General features: G+C 66.8%; 18 protein-coding genes and 1 pseudogene. 8 read left to right on the forward strand and 11 right to left on the reverse strand.

Features of this window, described 5'->3' with window-relative positions; genetic code table 11:
- Nucleotides 1-18: 18 nt before the first annotated feature.
- Nucleotides 19-1,341 (reverse strand): adenylate/guanylate cyclase domain-containing protein, encoded by a 1,323-nt coding sequence (locus tag QGN32_RS10300; protein ID WP_326548462.1) that lies wholly within the window; start codon nt 1,339-1,341, stop codon nt 19-21.
- A 335-nt stretch (nt 1,342-1,676) separates the two neighbouring features.
- Between QGN32_RS10300 and QGN32_RS10305 the strand changes: the two genes are divergently transcribed.
- Entirely contained in the window at nt 1,677-1,910 is a 234-nt protein-coding gene (locus QGN32_RS10305; protein WP_326548463.1) for a FitA-like ribbon-helix-helix domain-containing protein, read from the forward strand.
- The gene (locus tag QGN32_RS10310; protein WP_326548464.1) at nt 1,907-2,326 is read left to right on the forward strand and encodes a type II toxin-antitoxin system VapC family toxin; all 420 of its coding nucleotides are present in this window, start codon (nt 1,907-1,909) and stop codon (nt 2,324-2,326) included. Before QGN32_RS10305 ends, QGN32_RS10310 begins: the two co-directional genes overlap by 4 nt.
- Here the strand turns inward: QGN32_RS10310 and QGN32_RS10315 are convergent.
- Nucleotides 2,310-3,470 (reverse strand): glycosyltransferase family 4 protein, encoded by a 1,161-nt coding sequence (locus tag QGN32_RS10315; protein WP_326548465.1) that lies wholly within the window; start codon nt 3,468-3,470, stop codon nt 2,310-2,312. The two genes, QGN32_RS10310 and QGN32_RS10315, sit on opposite strands and share 17 nt — an antisense overlap.
- 46 nt (nt 3,471-3,516) lie before the next feature.
- On the opposite strand from QGN32_RS10315, the gene QGN32_RS10320 reads away from it, so the two are divergent.
- Nucleotides 3,517-4,278, forward strand: a complete 762-nt coding sequence (locus tag QGN32_RS10320; RefSeq protein ID WP_326548466.1) for a class I SAM-dependent methyltransferase — start codon at nt 3,517-3,519, stop codon at nt 4,276-4,278.
- 55 nt (nt 4,279-4,333) lie between these two features.
- Entirely contained in the window at nt 4,334-5,809 is a 1,476-nt protein-coding gene (locus tag QGN32_RS10325) for an aldehyde dehydrogenase (RefSeq protein ID WP_326548467.1), read from the forward strand.
- Between the two features lies 1 nt (nt 5,810).
- Here the strand turns inward: QGN32_RS10325 and QGN32_RS10330 are convergent, their stop codons facing one another.
- A complete protein-coding gene (locus QGN32_RS10330) occupies nt 5,811-7,646 on the reverse strand; it encodes an acyl-CoA dehydrogenase (protein ID WP_326548468.1) in 1,836 nt (611 codons plus the stop codon).
- A gap of 246 nt (nt 7,647-7,892) precedes the next feature.
- On the opposite strand from QGN32_RS10330, the gene QGN32_RS10335 reads away from it, so the two are divergent.
- On the forward strand, nt 7,893-8,030 hold the full coding sequence (locus QGN32_RS10335) for a hypothetical protein (protein ID WP_326548469.1): 138 nt from the start codon (nt 7,893-7,895) through the stop codon (nt 8,028-8,030).
- A 74-nt stretch (nt 8,031-8,104) separates the two neighbouring features.
- Nucleotides 8,105-8,665: pseudogene (locus QGN32_RS10340) on the forward strand (TetR/AcrR family transcriptional regulator); the annotation flags it as partial.
- An 8-nt stretch (nt 8,666-8,673) separates the two neighbouring features.
- Here the strand turns inward: QGN32_RS10340 and QGN32_RS10345 are convergent.
- From QGN32_RS10345 to QGN32_RS10375, 7 genes are all read right to left on the reverse strand, one after another.
- Nucleotides 8,674-9,195 (reverse strand): dihydrofolate reductase family protein, encoded by a 522-nt coding sequence (locus QGN32_RS10345; RefSeq protein WP_326548470.1) that lies wholly within the window; start codon nt 9,193-9,195, stop codon nt 8,674-8,676.
- A 12-nt stretch (nt 9,196-9,207) separates the two neighbouring features.
- Entirely contained in the window at nt 9,208-9,468 is a 261-nt protein-coding gene (locus QGN32_RS10350; protein WP_326548471.1) for a hypothetical protein, read from the reverse strand.
- Between the two features lie 105 nt (nt 9,469-9,573).
- On the reverse strand, nt 9,574-9,909 hold the full coding sequence (locus QGN32_RS10355) for a DUF8129 domain-containing protein (RefSeq protein WP_326548472.1): 336 nt from the start codon (nt 9,907-9,909) through the stop codon (nt 9,574-9,576).
- 11 nt (nt 9,910-9,920) lie between these two features.
- Nucleotides 9,921-10,127, reverse strand: a complete 207-nt coding sequence (locus tag QGN32_RS10360) for a hypothetical protein (protein WP_326548473.1) — start codon at nt 10,125-10,127, stop codon at nt 9,921-9,923.
- Nucleotides 10,128-10,166: 39 nt separating this feature from the next.
- Complete coding sequence (locus tag QGN32_RS10365) at nt 10,167-10,949, reverse strand: crotonase/enoyl-CoA hydratase family protein (RefSeq protein WP_326549017.1); 783 nt, start codon at nt 10,947-10,949, stop codon at nt 10,167-10,169.
- Nucleotides 10,950-11,058: 109 nt separating this feature from the next.
- Complete coding sequence (locus tag QGN32_RS10370; protein ID WP_326548474.1) at nt 11,059-11,247, reverse strand: hypothetical protein; 189 nt, start codon at nt 11,245-11,247, stop codon at nt 11,059-11,061.
- Between the two features lie 48 nt (nt 11,248-11,295).
- A complete protein-coding gene (locus QGN32_RS10375) occupies nt 11,296-12,498 on the reverse strand; it encodes a serine/threonine-protein kinase (RefSeq protein ID WP_326548475.1) in 1,203 nt (400 codons plus the stop codon).
- A gap of 109 nt (nt 12,499-12,607) precedes the next feature.
- Here QGN32_RS10375 and QGN32_RS10380 point away from each other — a divergent pair, with 109 nt between their 5' ends.
- The gene (locus tag QGN32_RS10380) at nt 12,608-13,417 is read left to right on the forward strand and encodes a lysophospholipid acyltransferase family protein (RefSeq protein ID WP_326548476.1); all 810 of its coding nucleotides are present in this window, start codon (nt 12,608-12,610) and stop codon (nt 13,415-13,417) included.
- A 42-nt stretch (nt 13,418-13,459) separates the two neighbouring features.
- Complete coding sequence (locus tag QGN32_RS10385; protein ID WP_326548477.1) at nt 13,460-14,734, forward strand: alpha/beta hydrolase; 1,275 nt, start codon at nt 13,460-13,462, stop codon at nt 14,732-14,734.
- 42 nt (nt 14,735-14,776) lie between these two features.
- Here the strand turns inward: QGN32_RS10385 and QGN32_RS10390 are convergent, their stop codons facing one another.
- Complete coding sequence (locus tag QGN32_RS10390) at nt 14,777-16,195, reverse strand: WS/DGAT/MGAT family O-acyltransferase (RefSeq protein WP_326548478.1); 1,419 nt, start codon at nt 16,193-16,195, stop codon at nt 14,777-14,779.
- Nucleotides 16,196-16,216: the final 21 nt, after the last annotated feature.

The raw sequence follows: 16,216 nt of genomic DNA on the forward strand, positions 1-16,216 counted from the left end.
CTTGCCCGGATCCCACCACTACGGAGAAGCGACGGCGAAGAGGTGCCATTCGCCGGGTACGCCCTTGAGTTTGTGAGCGCCGCGGTCTTCGAATCGGAGCCCCGACCCGATGACGAGGTCGCGCAGCGTGCCGGACACGAGCACGTCATTCGCGCCCGCCAGCGCGCTTACGCGCGCGCCGATGTGCACGCCGATCCCGCCGATGTCATCGCCACGAACCTCACACTCGCCGGTGTGCAGTCCGGCACGCACCTCGATGCCCAATGACCGCGCCGCATCACGGATTGCCATGGCGCAGCGGATCGCCCGCTGCGGACCGTCGAACATCGCGAGAAAGCCGTCACCGGTGCTGTTGACCTCGCGCCCATGGAAGCGTGACAGCTGCGACCGTACGACGGCGTCGTGCGCATCAAGCAAGGCGTGCCAGTCACGATCGCCCATCTCCGCGGCTCGGCGCGTCGAATCGACGATATCGGTGAACAGCACCGTGGCAAGAACCCGATCGTCTGCGAGGTCAGCCTGCTCGCCGGTGAGAAACGAGGCGATCTCCTGGAAGGACTCGCGCCAGCCGGGTTCGACGAAGTGGTAGACGTTGCGCCCCGGCAGCTCAACGTAATTCGCGCCCGGTATGCGATCGGCGACATCCTTCCCTAAAGCTGGCGGGGCGATTGGGTCGTCGGCGTGCTGCAATACGAGCGTCGGCACACGGATCGTCGGCAGAACGGTCCGGACATCCAATTCCGAGAAGAGAGGGAACAGAAGCGCGACGGTCCGTGGGCTCACCGCCAGGCGTTCAAATCGTGCCCATGCTGCCCGAATCTCCTCGTTCCACGGCATGTCCGGATTCACCACGTGCTGCCATTCGCCTGTGCCCCACATGGCGACCCCGTTGGCAGTGATTTCTTCGTAATTGGGCCCGTCAGTGAGTTCGACGACCGGAATGGCCCATCCCTGAAGCACGACGAGCGCGGTGGTTCGGGACGGATGTGTCGCAGCGAAAAGCGCCGCCGTCGGGAATGCGCCAGGCCACGTGACCAGAGCTGCGCCGGGACTGCCGAGAGCGTCGAGCACCGCAGTGATGCTGTCGGCCCATTGCTCCAGCGTTGGCATCGCGCCCGGCTCCACAGGATCGGAAGCTCCGCTGCCCGGCTGGTCGAAAATGATGAACCGACCGAGCGATGCCATCGCCTCAACCCACCCCTGGATAGATGGCAGTTCTGGAAGGTGCTCGCAGCACGTGAACCAATTTGGGACGAACACGATGTCTCGCTCGCCCTCAGCGGACGTCCGATAGGCGACTCGCAAGTCCCCGTTCATCGCATAGCGCGTCTCGGAGAACACGACGGAAGTCTAAGCCGAGCTGAAGGTCGAATTGCAGTATCTGGGCGCGACCCCTTCTTGAAGTGCGCCTGCCCCTTTTTCCTTCTGGGAGTACGAGATCGTGTCGTGATAAACCGGTGGCCTCGGATCATTCATGACTTTTGAAGGGAGCATCACCGGCTGGCCATGGTGCAGTTGCCCACCCGGCTCCGCGCACCTCGATGACGGTAGGACTGGCGATTCGGCGTACACGTTCGGAGCCTGGACAGCCTCTTTGCGAGATACCCAGCCACACGAATACGTGTCCGCTGGAGGAGATGCCTGCAGATTCACAGCATTGCAGCTAAAATGCAGACATGGTCGCCATCACTATCCGTGACATCCCCGACGACGTGCGCGACGAGTTGGCGATTCGGGCGGCTAGGTCCGGAAAGTCGCTTCAGGAATACCTGCGCGGAATGCTTGTCGACACCGCCGCCAAGCCGACAGTGCAGGACACTCTTGCCCGGGCACGAGCGCGCGTCGCAGCAACCGGGAGTCGACTCGACGCGGCGACGATCCTCGCCGACAAAGACGCGGACAGGCGGTGAGATTGCGCGTCGTCTGCGATGCCTCCACGATCCTGGCCGCACTACTGGACTCAGGCGACGACGGTCGATGGGCCACCGCCAAGATCAGCGAAGCAGATCTTTACGCGCCGACGCTTCTGCCGTTCGAGTGCGCCAACGTCATGCGACGGCAAGAACTGGCCGGAAGGATCACCGCCGACCAAGCCGTGCAAGCACATACCGACCTTCTCGACCTTGCTATCGACTACTGGCCCTACGACTTGCTGGCCGATCGCATTTGGGAATTACGGGAGAATCTCTCCAGCTACGACGGGGCATATGTCGCATTAGCCGAGACACTGGACGCGACGGTCGTCACCCTCGACCGTCGTATCCGCGGTGCACCAGGCCTTCGGTGCGAGGTCGACACGCCTCCTCGAACTAGACGACGCCGCTGATGTACTGCCCGCGGTGCACCGACTCCAACACGGTGCGCATCGCGTCGGCGCTCTGCTGCCAGGAGAACTCGCCGCAACGGTCAAGGGCTTTGGCGCCCAGTTGCTCGCGCAGCACACGATCGGACAACAGCGCGTCCAGGCCGTCGACCAACTCTTCGAAGTCGTCCACCAACACCCCGGTCACCCCGTCGACGATCGAATCCGTCAAACCTCCGGAACACCGGTAGCCGATCGTGGGCACCGAATGCTGGCCGGCCTCGATCACCGCCAGCGCCCAGCCCTCTTTCCGCGACGGCAACACGTGTACCCAGGACTGTTGCAGTACACGGTGTTTCGTCTGGTCGTCGACGTGGCCATGGAACGTCACCGCATCGGAAATGCCCAGCAGCGCAGCGTGCTCGACGAGCCGCTGTTCCCACCAACCGCCACCGACGATGTCGAGCGTCAGCTCCGGATGTCGGGGCCGCAGCGCCGCGACGGCCTCCAGAGCATCCTCAATCTGCTTGTGCGGCACCAACCTTGACAACACAACGACCCGCGGGGTGGTGGAGCGGGCCGATTCGAGCGCATCAGCGGGCGCCTCGTCGAGGCCGTTGCGCACCACCGCGATCTGACCGGGACGCACCCCCAGGGCCGCCAGGTCGCGCGCCGACGGCAGCGACACCGTCACGTACTGGTTGCGCCGGTGCGCGCGCGGCGAAAGCCGCGACTCGACGAACCACCCCACCCTGCCCATCATCGGACCCGCCACCGGCCACTGCTCGCGGTGACAGTGGTGCACGAGCACGGCGACGCGCCGCCCGTAGGCCAGCCGAGCCATGAACGGGATGCCGTTCTGAGTGTCGATCACCACGTCGGGGCGCGCGCGCCGCAGCGGCCCGAGCCCGATTCGCGCCAGCACCATCGCCAGCCCCGCCCAGATGTAGACGGTGTAGCGCCCGCCGCCACGGCTGACCCGAACACCGTCGAGGATGTCGCGGCGCGGCGCCCCCGGATAGCGCGCGGTACGCAGGGTGACCTCGACTCCCGACGCGACCAACTGCGCGCCGATGCGCTGCAGATAGGCCTCACTGCCCCCACCCTGCGGGTGGTCGGTGTCGCGCCAGCACAGCAGCAGCACCGATCGGAGCGGACGGGCAGACATCGGCAACAGCGTAGTCGGATCGCGACGCTGCGTAGTCTTCGGTTCCATGCCAGTCACGGACCTGTTCGCGGAGCGGGCGACGCTGTCCCGGTCGCTGCGCCTGGTCGCGGAGTTCCGCTTCGAGCGGAGCGACCCCGCGCGGTTCTACGGGGCGCTCGCCGAGGACACCGCCGCGATGGTCGCCGACCTGTGGCGCGGAGTGCACGGCGCGGCACCGACCGGCCCGACCGTGCTCGACGTCGGCGGCGGGCCCGGGTTCTTTTCGGAATCGTTCGCCGCCAACGGGTTTCACTACATCGGTGTAGAGCCCGATCCGACTGAGATGCACGCCGGTCCGGCGACCGCGGCCGACGTCCCCTACGTGCGAGCCTCGGGAATGGCGCTGCCGTTCGCCGACTCCAGCGTCGACGTCTGCCTCTCGTCGAACGTCGCCGAGCACGTTCCGCGGCCTTGGCAGATGGGGGCCGAGATGCTGCGCGTGACGCGCCCCGGCGGGCTGGTGGTGCTCTCGTACACCGTGTGGCTGGGCCCGTTCGGGGGTCACGAGACCGGCCTCTGGCACTACCTCGGCGGCGCGCGGGCGGCGCGCAGGTACACCCGCCGGCACGGCCATCCGCCGAAGAACAACTACGGCTCGTCATTGTTCGCCGTGTCGGCCGCCGACGGGCTGGAGTGGGCGGCGAGCACCGGAGCGTTACTGGCAGCTTTCCCCCGCTACCACCCGCGATGGGCGTGGTCGCTGACGAACGTGCCGGTGCTGCGGGAGTTTCTGGTGAGCAACCTGGTGCTGGTTCTGCGGGCGCCCTGATCGGCCGACTGCAACAGGTTCTCGTTTCCCGGCCGGGGTGGGTAGTGTGACGGCCATGACACAGAGCACGGCGTATCGGACCGAATGGGACAAGCTGTTCATCGGCGGTAAGTGGGTCGAGCCGGCCACGTCGGACGTGATCGAGGTGCGCTCACCCGCGACCGGTGAGCTCGTCGGCAAGGTGCCGCTGGCCTCGGCCGCCGACGTCGACGCCGCCTGCGCCGCGGCTCGCAAGGCGTTCGACGAGGGCCCGTGGCCGCACAAGTCGCCGCAGGAGCGTGCCGCCGTCCTCGCCGCCGCCGTCAAGCTGATGGAAGAGCGTGGCGACGAGCTGAAGTTCTTGCTGGCCGCCGAGACCGGTCAGCCGCAGACGATCGTCGACATGATGCAGTACGGCGCGGCGATGTCGGCGTTCCAGTACTTCGCCGGCGCGGCCGACAAGTTCGCGTGGAAAGAGATCCGCGACGGCATCTACGGCCAGACGCTGGTCGTGCGAGAGCCCATCGGCGTAGTCGGCGCCGTCACCGCCTGGAATGTGCCCTTCTTCCTGGCCGCCAACAAACTCGGGCCCGCACTGCTGGCCGGTTGCACCGTGGTGCTCAAGCCCGCCGCCGAGACGCCGCTGTCGGTGTTCGCGATGGCCGAGATGTTCGCCGAGGCGGGCCTCCCCGAAGGCGTGCTGTCGATCGTGCCCGGCGGCCCCGAGACGGGCCGCGCGCTGACCGCGAGCGACCTGATCGACAAGTACACGTTCACCGGCAGTTCGGCGGTGGGCAGGGAGATCGCCAAGATCGCCGCCGAGAAGCTCAAGCCGTGCACGCTGGAACTCGGCGGCAAGTCCGCGGCGATCATCCTCGAAGACGCCGATCTGGACTCCACCCTGCCGATGCTCGGCTTCTCGGGCGTGATGAACAGCGGGCAGGCTTGCGTCGCGCAGACGCGCATCCTCGCACCGCGGTCGCGTTACGACGAGGTCGTCGAGAAGGTCGCCAGCTTCATCTCGGGGATGCCCGTCGGTCTGCCCGACGATCCGAACGCCGCGATCGGACCACTGATTTCGGAGAAGCAGCGCGACCGCGTCGAGTCCTACATCAAGAAGGGCGTCGACGAGGGCGCCCGGATCGTCACCGGCGGCGGCCGCCCCGAGGGACTCGACAACGGCTGGTTCGTCGAGCCGACGGTGTTCGCCGACGTCGACAACTCGATGACGATCGCCCAGGAGGAGATCTTCGGTCCGGTGCTGGCGGTGATCCCCTACGAGACCGAAGATGATGCGATCCGCATCGCCAACGACTCGGTGTACGGGCTGGCCGGCAGCGTGTGGACGACCGACAACAAGAAGGCGCTCGAAGTCGCGTCGCAGATCCGGACCGGCACCTACGCGGTCAACATGTACGCGTTCGATCCGGGCGCCCCGTTCGGCGGCTACAAGAACTCCGGCATCGGGCGCGAGAACGGTCCCGAGGGGATCGAGGCCTACGTCGAGCACAAGAGCGTGCTGCTGCCGTTCGGCTACACCCCGGAGGATTGACCTAGAAGGCGGCTTCGGGCATGTCCATCACCTCGAGCCCGACCTTCTCGATGATCCTGCGCTGAGCCGTCAACGGCGGCAGCATGTGCTTGGCGAAGAAGTTCGCGGCGGCGATCTTGCCCGTGTAGAACGCCCGGTCGCTGTCGGACACGTCGCCGTCCAGGGCGGCAAGCGCAATCTCGGCCTGGTGCAACAACATCCAGCCGATGAACAGATCGCCGACCGCGAGCAGGAACGGCACCGATCCGAGGCCGATGCGGTACAACTCGCGCGGATTCTCCTGCGCGGAGATCAAGTATCCGGTCAGCGCGGCCACCATGGTCTGCACGTCTCGCAGCGCAGTGGCAAGCAGGGCGCGGCCGTCCGCGAGTTCGGGACGGGCGGAGTCGCTGCTGATGAACTGCTGGATCTGCCCGGCCACATGCCCCAGCGCCGCACCTTGGTCGCGGGCGATCTTGCGGAAGAAGAAGTCCTGCGCCTGGATGGCGGTGGTGCCCTCGTAGAGGGAGTCGATCTTGGCGTCGCGGATGTACTGCTCGATCGGGTAGTCCTGCAGAAATCCCGAACCCCCGAGTGTCTGAAGCGATTCCGTCAGGCATTGGTATGCGCGCTCCGAGCCCACCCCCTTGACGATCGGCAGCAATAGGTCGTTGACGCGGTCGGCCATCTGGGCGTCGGCGCCGGAGACAAGCTGCGCGACGACCGGGTCCTGATGGGCGGCGGTGTAGAGGTACAGCGCGCGCAACCCTTCGGCATACGTCTTCTGTGTCATCAGCGCCCGGCGCACGTCGGGATGGTGCAGAATCGTCACCCGCGGCGCGGTCTTGTCGGCCATCTGGGTCATGTCCGCGCCCTGCACACGCTCCTTGGCGTATGCCAGCGCGTTCAGGTAGCCGGTCGACAATGTGGCTATGGCCTTGGTGCCCACCATCATTCGGGCGTACTCGATGACCTTGAACATCTGGGCGATACCGTTATGGGTGTCGTTGACCAGCCACCCGACTGCCGGCACGCCGTGCTGGCCGAAGGTCAGCTCGCACGTCGCGGACACCTTCAAGCCCATCTTGTGCTCGACGTTGGTCACGAAGACACCGTTTCGTTCGCCGATCTCGCCCGTCTCGGCATCGAAGTGGAACTTGGGCACGATGAACAGGCTCAGCCCCTTGGTGCCCGGGCCGGCGCCCTCGGGGCGGGCCAGCACCAGGTGCATGATGTTCTCGAAGAGGTCGCCGGCGTCGCCGTTGGTGATGAACCGCTTGACACCGTCGATATGCCACGTGCCGTCGGGTTGTGGGACGGCCTTGGTGCGGCCCGCGCCGACGTCGGAGCCGGCGTCGGGTTCGGTCAGCACCATCGTCGCGCACCAGTCGCGCTCCACCATCAGCCCGGCCCAGTGACGCTGCTGTTCGTTGCCGATGCCGAAGAGGATGTCCGCCATCTTCGAACCGGCCTGGTAGATGAACACCGCCGGATGAGCGCCGAGGACGAACTCGTTGATCGCCCACTCCACAATCGAGGGGGCCGGCGCTCCGCCAATCTCCTCCGGCATCCCGACCCGGAACCACTCACCCTGATGCCACGTCCAAAATGACTTCTTGAACGGCTCGGGAAGGGTCACCTCGTGGGTGGCCGGATCGAAGGTTGGCGGATGCCGGTCGGATTCGGCGAACGACTCGGCGAGTGGCCCCTCGGCCTGGCGGGCGGCCTCGTCGAGCATCTGCCGGACCGAGTCACCGTCGAGATCGCCGAAGTCGCCCGTCGCCAGCGCCTTGTCCAGATCGAGCACCTCGAAGAGGTTGAACTCCAAATCGCGCACATTGCTCTTGTAGTGGCCCATGACGAGCGCCTTTCGTTCTCGCTTCGAGCCCGAGCGTAGCGGTCGGATCGTGCGACGACCCGCGGTTCACGCGAGGTACGTGACATCCCGCCGAATTATGCTTTCAATCATAATTCGCCATCTAGCGCGGGCTTTCCACTAGCGGAATCACCTGGGTTTCCGGTCGGACGATGTGGTGCGGAATACAATTGTTGCTGCCCCCTGTTGCCGGTTGTATGCTGCAGGTCATAACCAGGGAGGCGTCCCATGTGGGTCATCGAGCTCAACTTCGTCGGACTCCGGTTCACGCATCGGGTGGATGACCGCCGACGGCCGGTCTTCCGTTTCACCCCTCGCACGTTCGGATGGCGTTCGGCGCAGGTGCGCTACACGCCCGCAGCCTGACCGTTGCCTTGGAGGTTGTCCTGTCTTCCACAGTGACCAAGACCGCCGGCAAGCGCGGTTCGACGCGTACCAAGATGCTGATCGCCGCAGCCGAGGTGCTGCGCGAGCGCGGCGCCGCCGGCCTCACGATCGACGAGGTGCTGGCCCGCAGTGGCGCGCCGCGCGGGTCCGTCTACTACCACTTCCCCGCGGGCCGCAACCAGATCCTCAGCGAGGCCCTTCGCTACGCCGGTGAGGCGATCACCGAAGTAATCGACGAGGCCGCGGCCAAGGGTGGTATGTACCTCGTCCGCGAGTTCGTGGTGTTCTGGGAAGAACTCCTCGTTGAGAGTGATTTCGCCGCGGGCTGTCCGGTGGTGGCGGCCGCAATCGGGTCGGCGGACCAGGAGCCGCAGTTGTCGACGGTTGCCGGCAGTATCTTCGACCACTGGCGCGATGCGCTGACGCGCGCGTTCGTCTCCGATGGTTTCGCCGCGTCCGACGCCGCCTCCCTTGCGATCACATCCATTGCCGCACTGGAAGGCGCGGTGGTGCTGTGCCGGTCGACGCGCACCGTCGACCCGCTACGCGACGTGGCCCACCAGCTCGAATTCCTGATCAAATCAAGGGAATTCATCCGCAACTACGGGGTTCCCGACCGGAGCTACGCCGAGCGCCACCGTACGCAGACGAAGTCCCTGTTGACCGCCGCCTCGACCAGCGACCACTCCGAACGGATCGGCAGCACCGGTGAACCCGCCCCGAGCGAACACGGGGCGTAGCTGACGATCATTTCGTCGATCAGCCCCGCCGACACGAACTGCCCCGCGGCATTCCCTCCTCCGACCACCCAGACATCCTGGCCCGCGGCGGCGGACAGCAGCGTCGGGTGCAGGTCGGCGACGTCGCCGGCGAATGTCTGCACGCGGCCCCCCTGCTCGACGATGTGCGGTCGTCGCGTCAACACCCAGCACGGCTGCTCGTACCTCCAGTCGCCCGGCTGATTGCGCACGATCCATTCGTACGTCGCCGAACCCATCACCACGGCGCCGATCGTGGCGATGAACTCGTCGTAGTTGAACGGACCGTCCCCGTCGATGTCGCGGAAGGTCAGCCAGTCCAGGCAGTCGTGCTCATCGACGATGTAGCCGTCCAAACTGGACGCGGTGTAATAGACCGTCGCCAAATCAGTTGCTCCTCATCCCATTCCACTGGTCATACAATTTCTGCCGGCTTCAGCTGTCGAGGACTTCGTCGATGAGCGCCTCGATGTCGCGGTGGTTGTCGAGGTCGTGCAGATCGATCCCGAAGCGGCGGCCGGCGTGGCGAGGACGTCGGCGGCGCTGTCGAAGCGGATTCGCTCGATGCTGCCGTTGCCGTGGGCGGCCAGGTTGCGTCCACGCAGGTTCCACCGAGCGTCGTCGGTGATCAGTGCCACCGATAGGCCGGTTGTGCCCATCAGCGACTCACTCTGCGCCGAAATCTGCACCAAGGTCGTGACTTCAGCGGCGGGCACAGCCGTCGCGCAGATCTCGGCGCACGACACGCGGAGCGGACGCGACGCTCAGGGCTTGCCGCGGGCCGGCGTCTGGTTCGCGACGCCGTGCCGCAGCGGGGTGCTGGCCGGCGCGGCCGTCGACTCCTGCACGGGTGAACCGCCCGCCGTCCCACTCGCCTCGGGTGCATTGCTCGGATCGCCGGGCGACGGTTCGGCGCCCTGCGAGAGCTCCTTGAGCCGGGCGTGCAGCACCTCGAGCACCGGAATGCGGTTGCCGTGCGCGGTCTCATGGTCGAACACCGCCCGCAACGCCGGTTCGTCGAGCGCTCGGATGCGGTGACGAAGTTCGGTCAGGGGCAGCTGGTCGTAGTCGGTGATCGGCAGATCGTCGCTCTGCGCCATGCGCTGTCTCCTTAGAGGTGAGGGAGGCCATCGGTCGGCGAGGGGACCGCTGATACCGGCCCGTCGGCGCGTCCGCGATACCGAACGACCGCCGCCGCCACCGCACCGATACCGGCCAGCGCCACCGTCGGCCACACCGCGGCCTGCAACAACCACAGTCGCCGCTGTGCCTTGAAGATGCGCTTCTGCGCGTGCCGCGCCCGGGTCAACGTTTCCATGTGTACCGGTTGCCCGGGACGACGGCGCAAGAAACCCCTCTAGGTGCCGGTCCACTTCGGCGCTCGCTTCTCGGCGAACGCAATCGCGCCTTCCTTGGCGTCGTTCGACATGAAGACGGGCCCGAAGATCTCCACCTGCTTCTTCCACATCTCCTGGGAGTTCCAGTCGCGGGATTCGACGATGATCCGCTTGGTCGCGGCCACCGCGAGCGGACCGTTGGCGGTGATCTTCTCCGCGAACGCGATCGCCGCCTCCAGCGCCTGGCCGGGTTCGGCGAGGACGTTGACGAGCCCGAGGTCGTGGGCGCGCTCGGCGGACAGGCTCTCACCGGTCAGCGCGAGTTCCATCGCGAGGCCGTACGGAATCCGCTGCGGCAACCGGAGCAGGCCGCCGCCGCCGGCCACCAGGCCACGCTTGACCTCGGGAATGCCGAACGCCGACTCCTTCGACGCCACGATCAGGTCGGTGGCCAGTGCCAGCTCGCAGCCGCCCGCAAGGCAGTAGCCCTCCACGGCGGCGATCAGGGGCTTGGCCGGCGGCCGCTCGGTGAAGCCCAGGCCACGGCCCTCGATGGCCACGTTCTCGCCGCGCGCGAACGCTTTGAGGTCCATGCCCGCGCTGAACGAGCCGCCGGCCCCGGTCAGGATGCCTACCGACAAACCGGCATCACCGTCGAGTCGGTCCATGGCGTCGGCGAGCCCCCGGCTCACCTCGGCGTTGACCGCGTTCTTGGCCTGCGGCCGGTTGATGGTGATGACCAGGATGCGGTCCCGCTGTTCGACCAGCACTACTTCTTCGTTGTTGTCACTCACGCGGCTGATCGTAACGACCCTGCACGAAACGACCTAGGCAGGCGCGGAGGCCGCATGCACACCGATCTCGGCGATCGACCGCGCGGTTGTGACCGTCGGCGGACCCCAACTTCGTTATTCACACCAGCACGCGCGAGACGGGCCTCGAGTCCGTGACCGGAATGCCGGTCAGGCCGGGCTCCACCGGTGTCGGCGGAGTGAGCTCGGCGGTGTCGGCCAACACCTTCGTACGCAACGAGATGAGCAGTCCGACACCGGGTTTGATCTTGGGGAACGGGTCGGCGTCGTAGCAGTTGTCGGTCGTCATCGGTGCATCCGCCCTCCGATTCGGTGTCTGAAACGCGGTGCCACGCCGCTAGTCGTTCCCCTTCTTGTTGCCGTTGCCCCTGCCGTTGCCGTTGCCCGGATTGCCCTTCTTCGGCTTCTTCGGAGCCTCGATCACCGGCGCCACGTTCGACGGCGGTGGCGGCGGGGTGGTCGTCGGTGGGGGTGGCGGCTGCGTGGTGGTGCTGGTGCTGATGGGCTGCGGCGGCCGGGTCGTCGACGACGGATCCAGCGCCAGCGCGAGACCTGCGACGACGAACGCGACGAATAACGCCGCCGCGAGCAGCAGTTTGCGCTCCCGGCTCATGCGTTTCCGCCTCGGCTTCGGCGGGACGAAGTAGGCCGCGGACGGGGCGAGCGGTTCGGCGAGCACCTTGGTGGCGGGCCGCGGCGCTGGCGGGCTCGCCGGCATCGCGGACAGCGACGGCGCGCCGGCCAGCGCGGCCCTCATCTGCTCGGCGTTGTCGAACCGCTTCCCGGCATCGCGGGCCATGGCGTGGTCGATCACCGCGGCCAACACGGGGTCGATGTCCGGGCGGACGACCGCGATCGGCGGTGGCGGTTGGTCGAGTATCGCCCGCAGGAGCGTCGCGGGGTTCTCCTGCGGATACGGCCGCCGTCCGGTCAGCCCCTCGTATCCCATCACCCCGACCGCGTAGAGGTCGTCGGCCACCGACGCCGGAACGCCGGCAACCCGCTCCGGACTCATGTAGGCCATGGTGCCGACGATCTGACCGGTCGCGGTGTGCGCGGCGCCCGCGGTCTTCGCGATACCGAAGTCCGCGACCTTCATCGCGTTTCCGTCCGCGGTAACCAGGATGTTGGCTGGTTTGACGTCGCGGTGCAGGATGCCCGCCGCATGCGCGGTCGCCAGGGCGCCGAGCACGTCGCAAAGCATCGCGCGCACCCGCTGCGGGGGCATCGGCCCCGAGGCGATCAGGTCGGCCAGCGTTCGGCCGGGCAACCGCTCCATCACGATGAACGGTGTCCAGTTCTGCTCGCCGCTGTCGTGCACGGCGACGATGTTCGGGTGGTTCAGCCCGGCCGCGGCCCGGGCTTCGTCCTCGAAGCGGCGGCGCATGTGCACGTCGGCGGCGAACGCTGGATGCAGCAGCTTGATCGCGACCGCCCTGTCCAGCCGGGTGTCCCAGCCGTCCTGGACCTCGGCCATGCCACCGCGGCCGAGTACGCCTCGGAGTTCGTAGCGGCCCGCAAAAAGATCGCGGCCCTCCATGCGCGATAAGGTAGCCGCACCGGCAGGGCCGCAAACAAGCAGCATTTGGCCTGGACAGACGCGCTCGGATAAACTAGAACACGTTTCAGTTTTCGATCGGAGGGAACCAATGGCCACCGCCGACACCGAGCCGTCGCAGCTCACCAAGTGGGATCCCGTGCTGACCGAGCGCGTCTTCGCCGTCACCCGGCCCTTCCTCAAGCGCTACTTCCGCTCCGAGGTGCGCGGCCTGGAGAACCTGCCCGCAGGCGGGGCGCTGGTGGTGTCCAACCACTCCGGCGGCATGCTGCCGATGGATGTGCCGGTACTGGCCGCGGACTTCTACGAACACCACGGCTACGACCGTCCGCTGTACACGCTGAGTCACGACATGCTGATGGTCGGCCCGACCGGTGAGTTCTTCCGCAAGATCGGCTATATCAGCGCCAACCACCGCAACGCCGACGAGGCGCTGCGATCCGGCGGGCTGGTCGTGGTGTTTCCCGGCGGCGACTACGACGTCTACCGCCCGACATTCTCGGAGAACGTGATCGACTTCGGCGGGCGCACCGGCTACGTCAAGGCCGCGCTGAACGCCGGAGTGCCGATCGTGCCGACGGTCGGCATCGGCGGCCAGGAAACCCAGATCTTCCTGTCGCGGGGCACGTGGCTGGCCAAGCGCCTCGGGCCGATAGCACGCCTCGCCCGCGCCAAGATCATGCCGATATCTTTCGGCTTCCCGTTCGGCCTGTCGCTGGTGGTCCCGCCGAACCTTCCGCTGCCGTCGAAGATCGTCATGCAGGTGCTGCCGCCGATCGACATCGTCGCCGAGTTCGGGGAGGACCCGGACATCGACGAGGTCGACGCGCATGTGCGTCACGTGATGCAGCGGGCCCTGGACGAACTGGCCACCGAGCGTCGGCTGCCGGTGCTGGGTTGAGCAAGGTTTCGGAGCGCGTCGACACGGCTATGACGGTGCTCGATGACTAGACGCCGTCACCCGGTGCTGCGCGCCGGCGCTGAACTCCTCAACGCGGCCAACGGTGTGCGGCCGCTGGGCCGCGAGGGCTACATCACGCTTCCGGTGTTCGCGTTCGGCTGGCCGACCACCGAGGCCGCGCCGCTGTATCTGGCGGGTTCATTGCTGGACGCCGCGCGCCGCGGCCTACGAGGCGACTTCCGCGGCGCACGGGGCCGCATCGCGTTGGTGCTGACCACAATCGCGTGGGCTCTGCTCGGCCTGATCATGTACCGCAACGCGACGTCGAGGCCGTACTTCGAGAACCCGCTGCGTGAGGCGCTCGGCGACGACTACGAACAGATCGCCGCGACCTCGCGATCCTCACGGCGCCCCTCGATGGTCGGCGCCCCGCCGAACGAACTGGTGCGCCGCCGCTACGTCGAACGCGCCAACACCGTCCAGTACGGGCCCCACGGCCGTGTCAACCGCGCCGACATCTGGCGCCGGGCCGACCTGCCACGGGACGGCAAGGCACCGGTGCTGTTGCAGGTACCGGGTGGAGCGTGGGCTATCGGCATGCGGCGGCCGCAGGCCTATCCCCTGCTGAGCCACATGGCTGAACGCGGCTGGGTCTGCATCTCGATCGACTACCGGGTGAGCCCCCGCAACACGTGGCCCGCGCACATCGTCGACGTCAAGCGAGCGCTGGCTTGGGTCAAGGAGAACATCGCCGACTACGGCGGGGACCCCGAATTCGTCGCGATCACCGGCGGCTCGGCCGGCGGGCACCTCTCGTCGCTGGCGGCGCTGACGCCGGACGATCCGCAGTGGCAGCCGGGTTTCGAGGACACCGACACCTCCGTGGTTGCCGCCGTACCGATCTACGGCCGCTACGACTGGATATCGGCGCGGGGATCGGGACGCAGGGAGTTCATCGCGTTCCTGCAGAAATTCGTGGTCAAGAAGCGCATCACCGAGAACAAGCAGACCTTCGTCGACGCGTCCTCGATCAGGCGGGTACGTCCCGATGCACCACCGTTTTTCGTGCTGCACGGCCAGGACGACTCGATCATCCCGGTGCAGGAGGGTCGCGAGTTCGTCGAGAAGCTGCGCAAAGTGTCCACGTCGACCGTCGCCTACGCCGAGATCCCGCACGCCCAGCACGCGTTCGACTACTACGGCTCACCACGAGCGCACTACACCGCGCAGGCAGTCGAGAAGTTTCTGTCCTGGGTGCACGCGAACTATCAAGCGTCGACCGGCCAGGTGCCGCACGCAAGAGCGGCCGACGCGTGACCTGAACCCCCGCAAGCGGGAGGTGTCCCCAGGCCAGTCGTCCTATTGCGCCATAGCGTTCTCGACGACCGTCAGCTCAGCGGAAAGCCCTGCAGCGCGCCGTATTTCGATGCAGGCATCGATCATCGCGTCGGTCAACTCGTGCGGGTCCTCGAGCGTAGTCCCGTCGGACAGCACCGAGATGTTGAGTTGGTCGACGTAGCTCCACACCGTGATGTTCAACCCGCTGCCGGTCGTGAGCGGGCCGACGGAGTAGATCTCGGTGACCAGCGCGCCGCCGACCCGGCCGGGCTCACGCGGTCCCGGCACATTGGAGATCGGCAGGTTCAACACCTTGTTCTGGCCGTCCTTTTCGGCCAGCCAGTGAAACAGTCGCTCGGCGGGCGCCTGCGGCAGATACGCCGACCACCGACTCACCAGCTCCGGGCCCATGAGGTGGTGGGTCTCCTTCGCGTCCACCGCGGCCTCGTGCGCGGCCTGTACCCGCTGCAGCGGATCGTCGAGCTGGATGGGCACCGTCATCATCACGCCGGAGAAGTAGTTTCCGGAGATGCGGTCCGGGGAGAAGTCGAAACTGACTGGGACGGAGGCCAACAACGGATGGTCGGCGTGCCCGTCGTACTTCAGCGACAGCTCACGTAGCGCGCCCGCGGAGATCGCCAGCACCATGTCGTTGATCGTGACGCCCAAATGCTTTGCCGTCTCTTTGACGTCGGCAAGCGCCAGCGTGGCGGTGGCGAATTTGCGCGTCGCGTCGACACGGTGGTTCATGAAGGACGGCGGCGGCGTGAAGGGTCGGGTGAGTTCGGGTGAGAGCTTCTTCGCGCTCTTGCGCACCCGCTGGATGCCCTGCGCCGTGTACCGCATGATGCCGGGTAATCGGCCGATCTGGCGCATGTGGTCGGCGAACGCGGTTCGCATCAACTCGCCTTTGCCCGGCGGCGGATCGGTGGCGTACGAATCACGCTCGGCCGTCGGACCGTGTTGCAGGTCCATGCCGCGGGCAAGCAGATTCGCCGACGCGACCCCGTCGGCGAGAGCGTGGTGGATCTTGCCCAGCACAGCGATCCTGCCGTTGGCCAGGCCCTCGATGAAGTACATCTCCCACAGCGGCCTGCTCCGGTCCAGCGGGGTGCTGGCGATCCGGCCGACCGCCTCGTCGAGTTGCCGACGACCGCCGGGGCTCTCCACCCGCCAGGGCCGCACGTGGTAATCGAGGTCGACCTCGCAGTTCTGCCGCCACATCGGGTGGTGGAACTTGAACGGGATGTCGACGAGCTCGTAGCGGAACGGGTCGAGTTTGTAGAGCCTCCCGTGAATGACACTGCGGAACTCGTCGATGCCGAAGGTGCGGTCGCCCAGCGCGGAGAGATCGATCACCGCCAGCTTGAGGGTGTGCATGTGCACCGTCGGAGTTTCGGTGTACAGCAGGATCGCGTCCCAGCCGCTGAGCCTCTTCACGTCGCCATCCGCTCCGGAGGT

Origin of the sequence: Mycolicibacterium sp. ND9-15 (assembly GCF_035918395.1) — a bacterium.
GTDB lineage: Bacteria > Actinomycetota > Actinomycetes > Mycobacteriales > Mycobacteriaceae > Mycobacterium.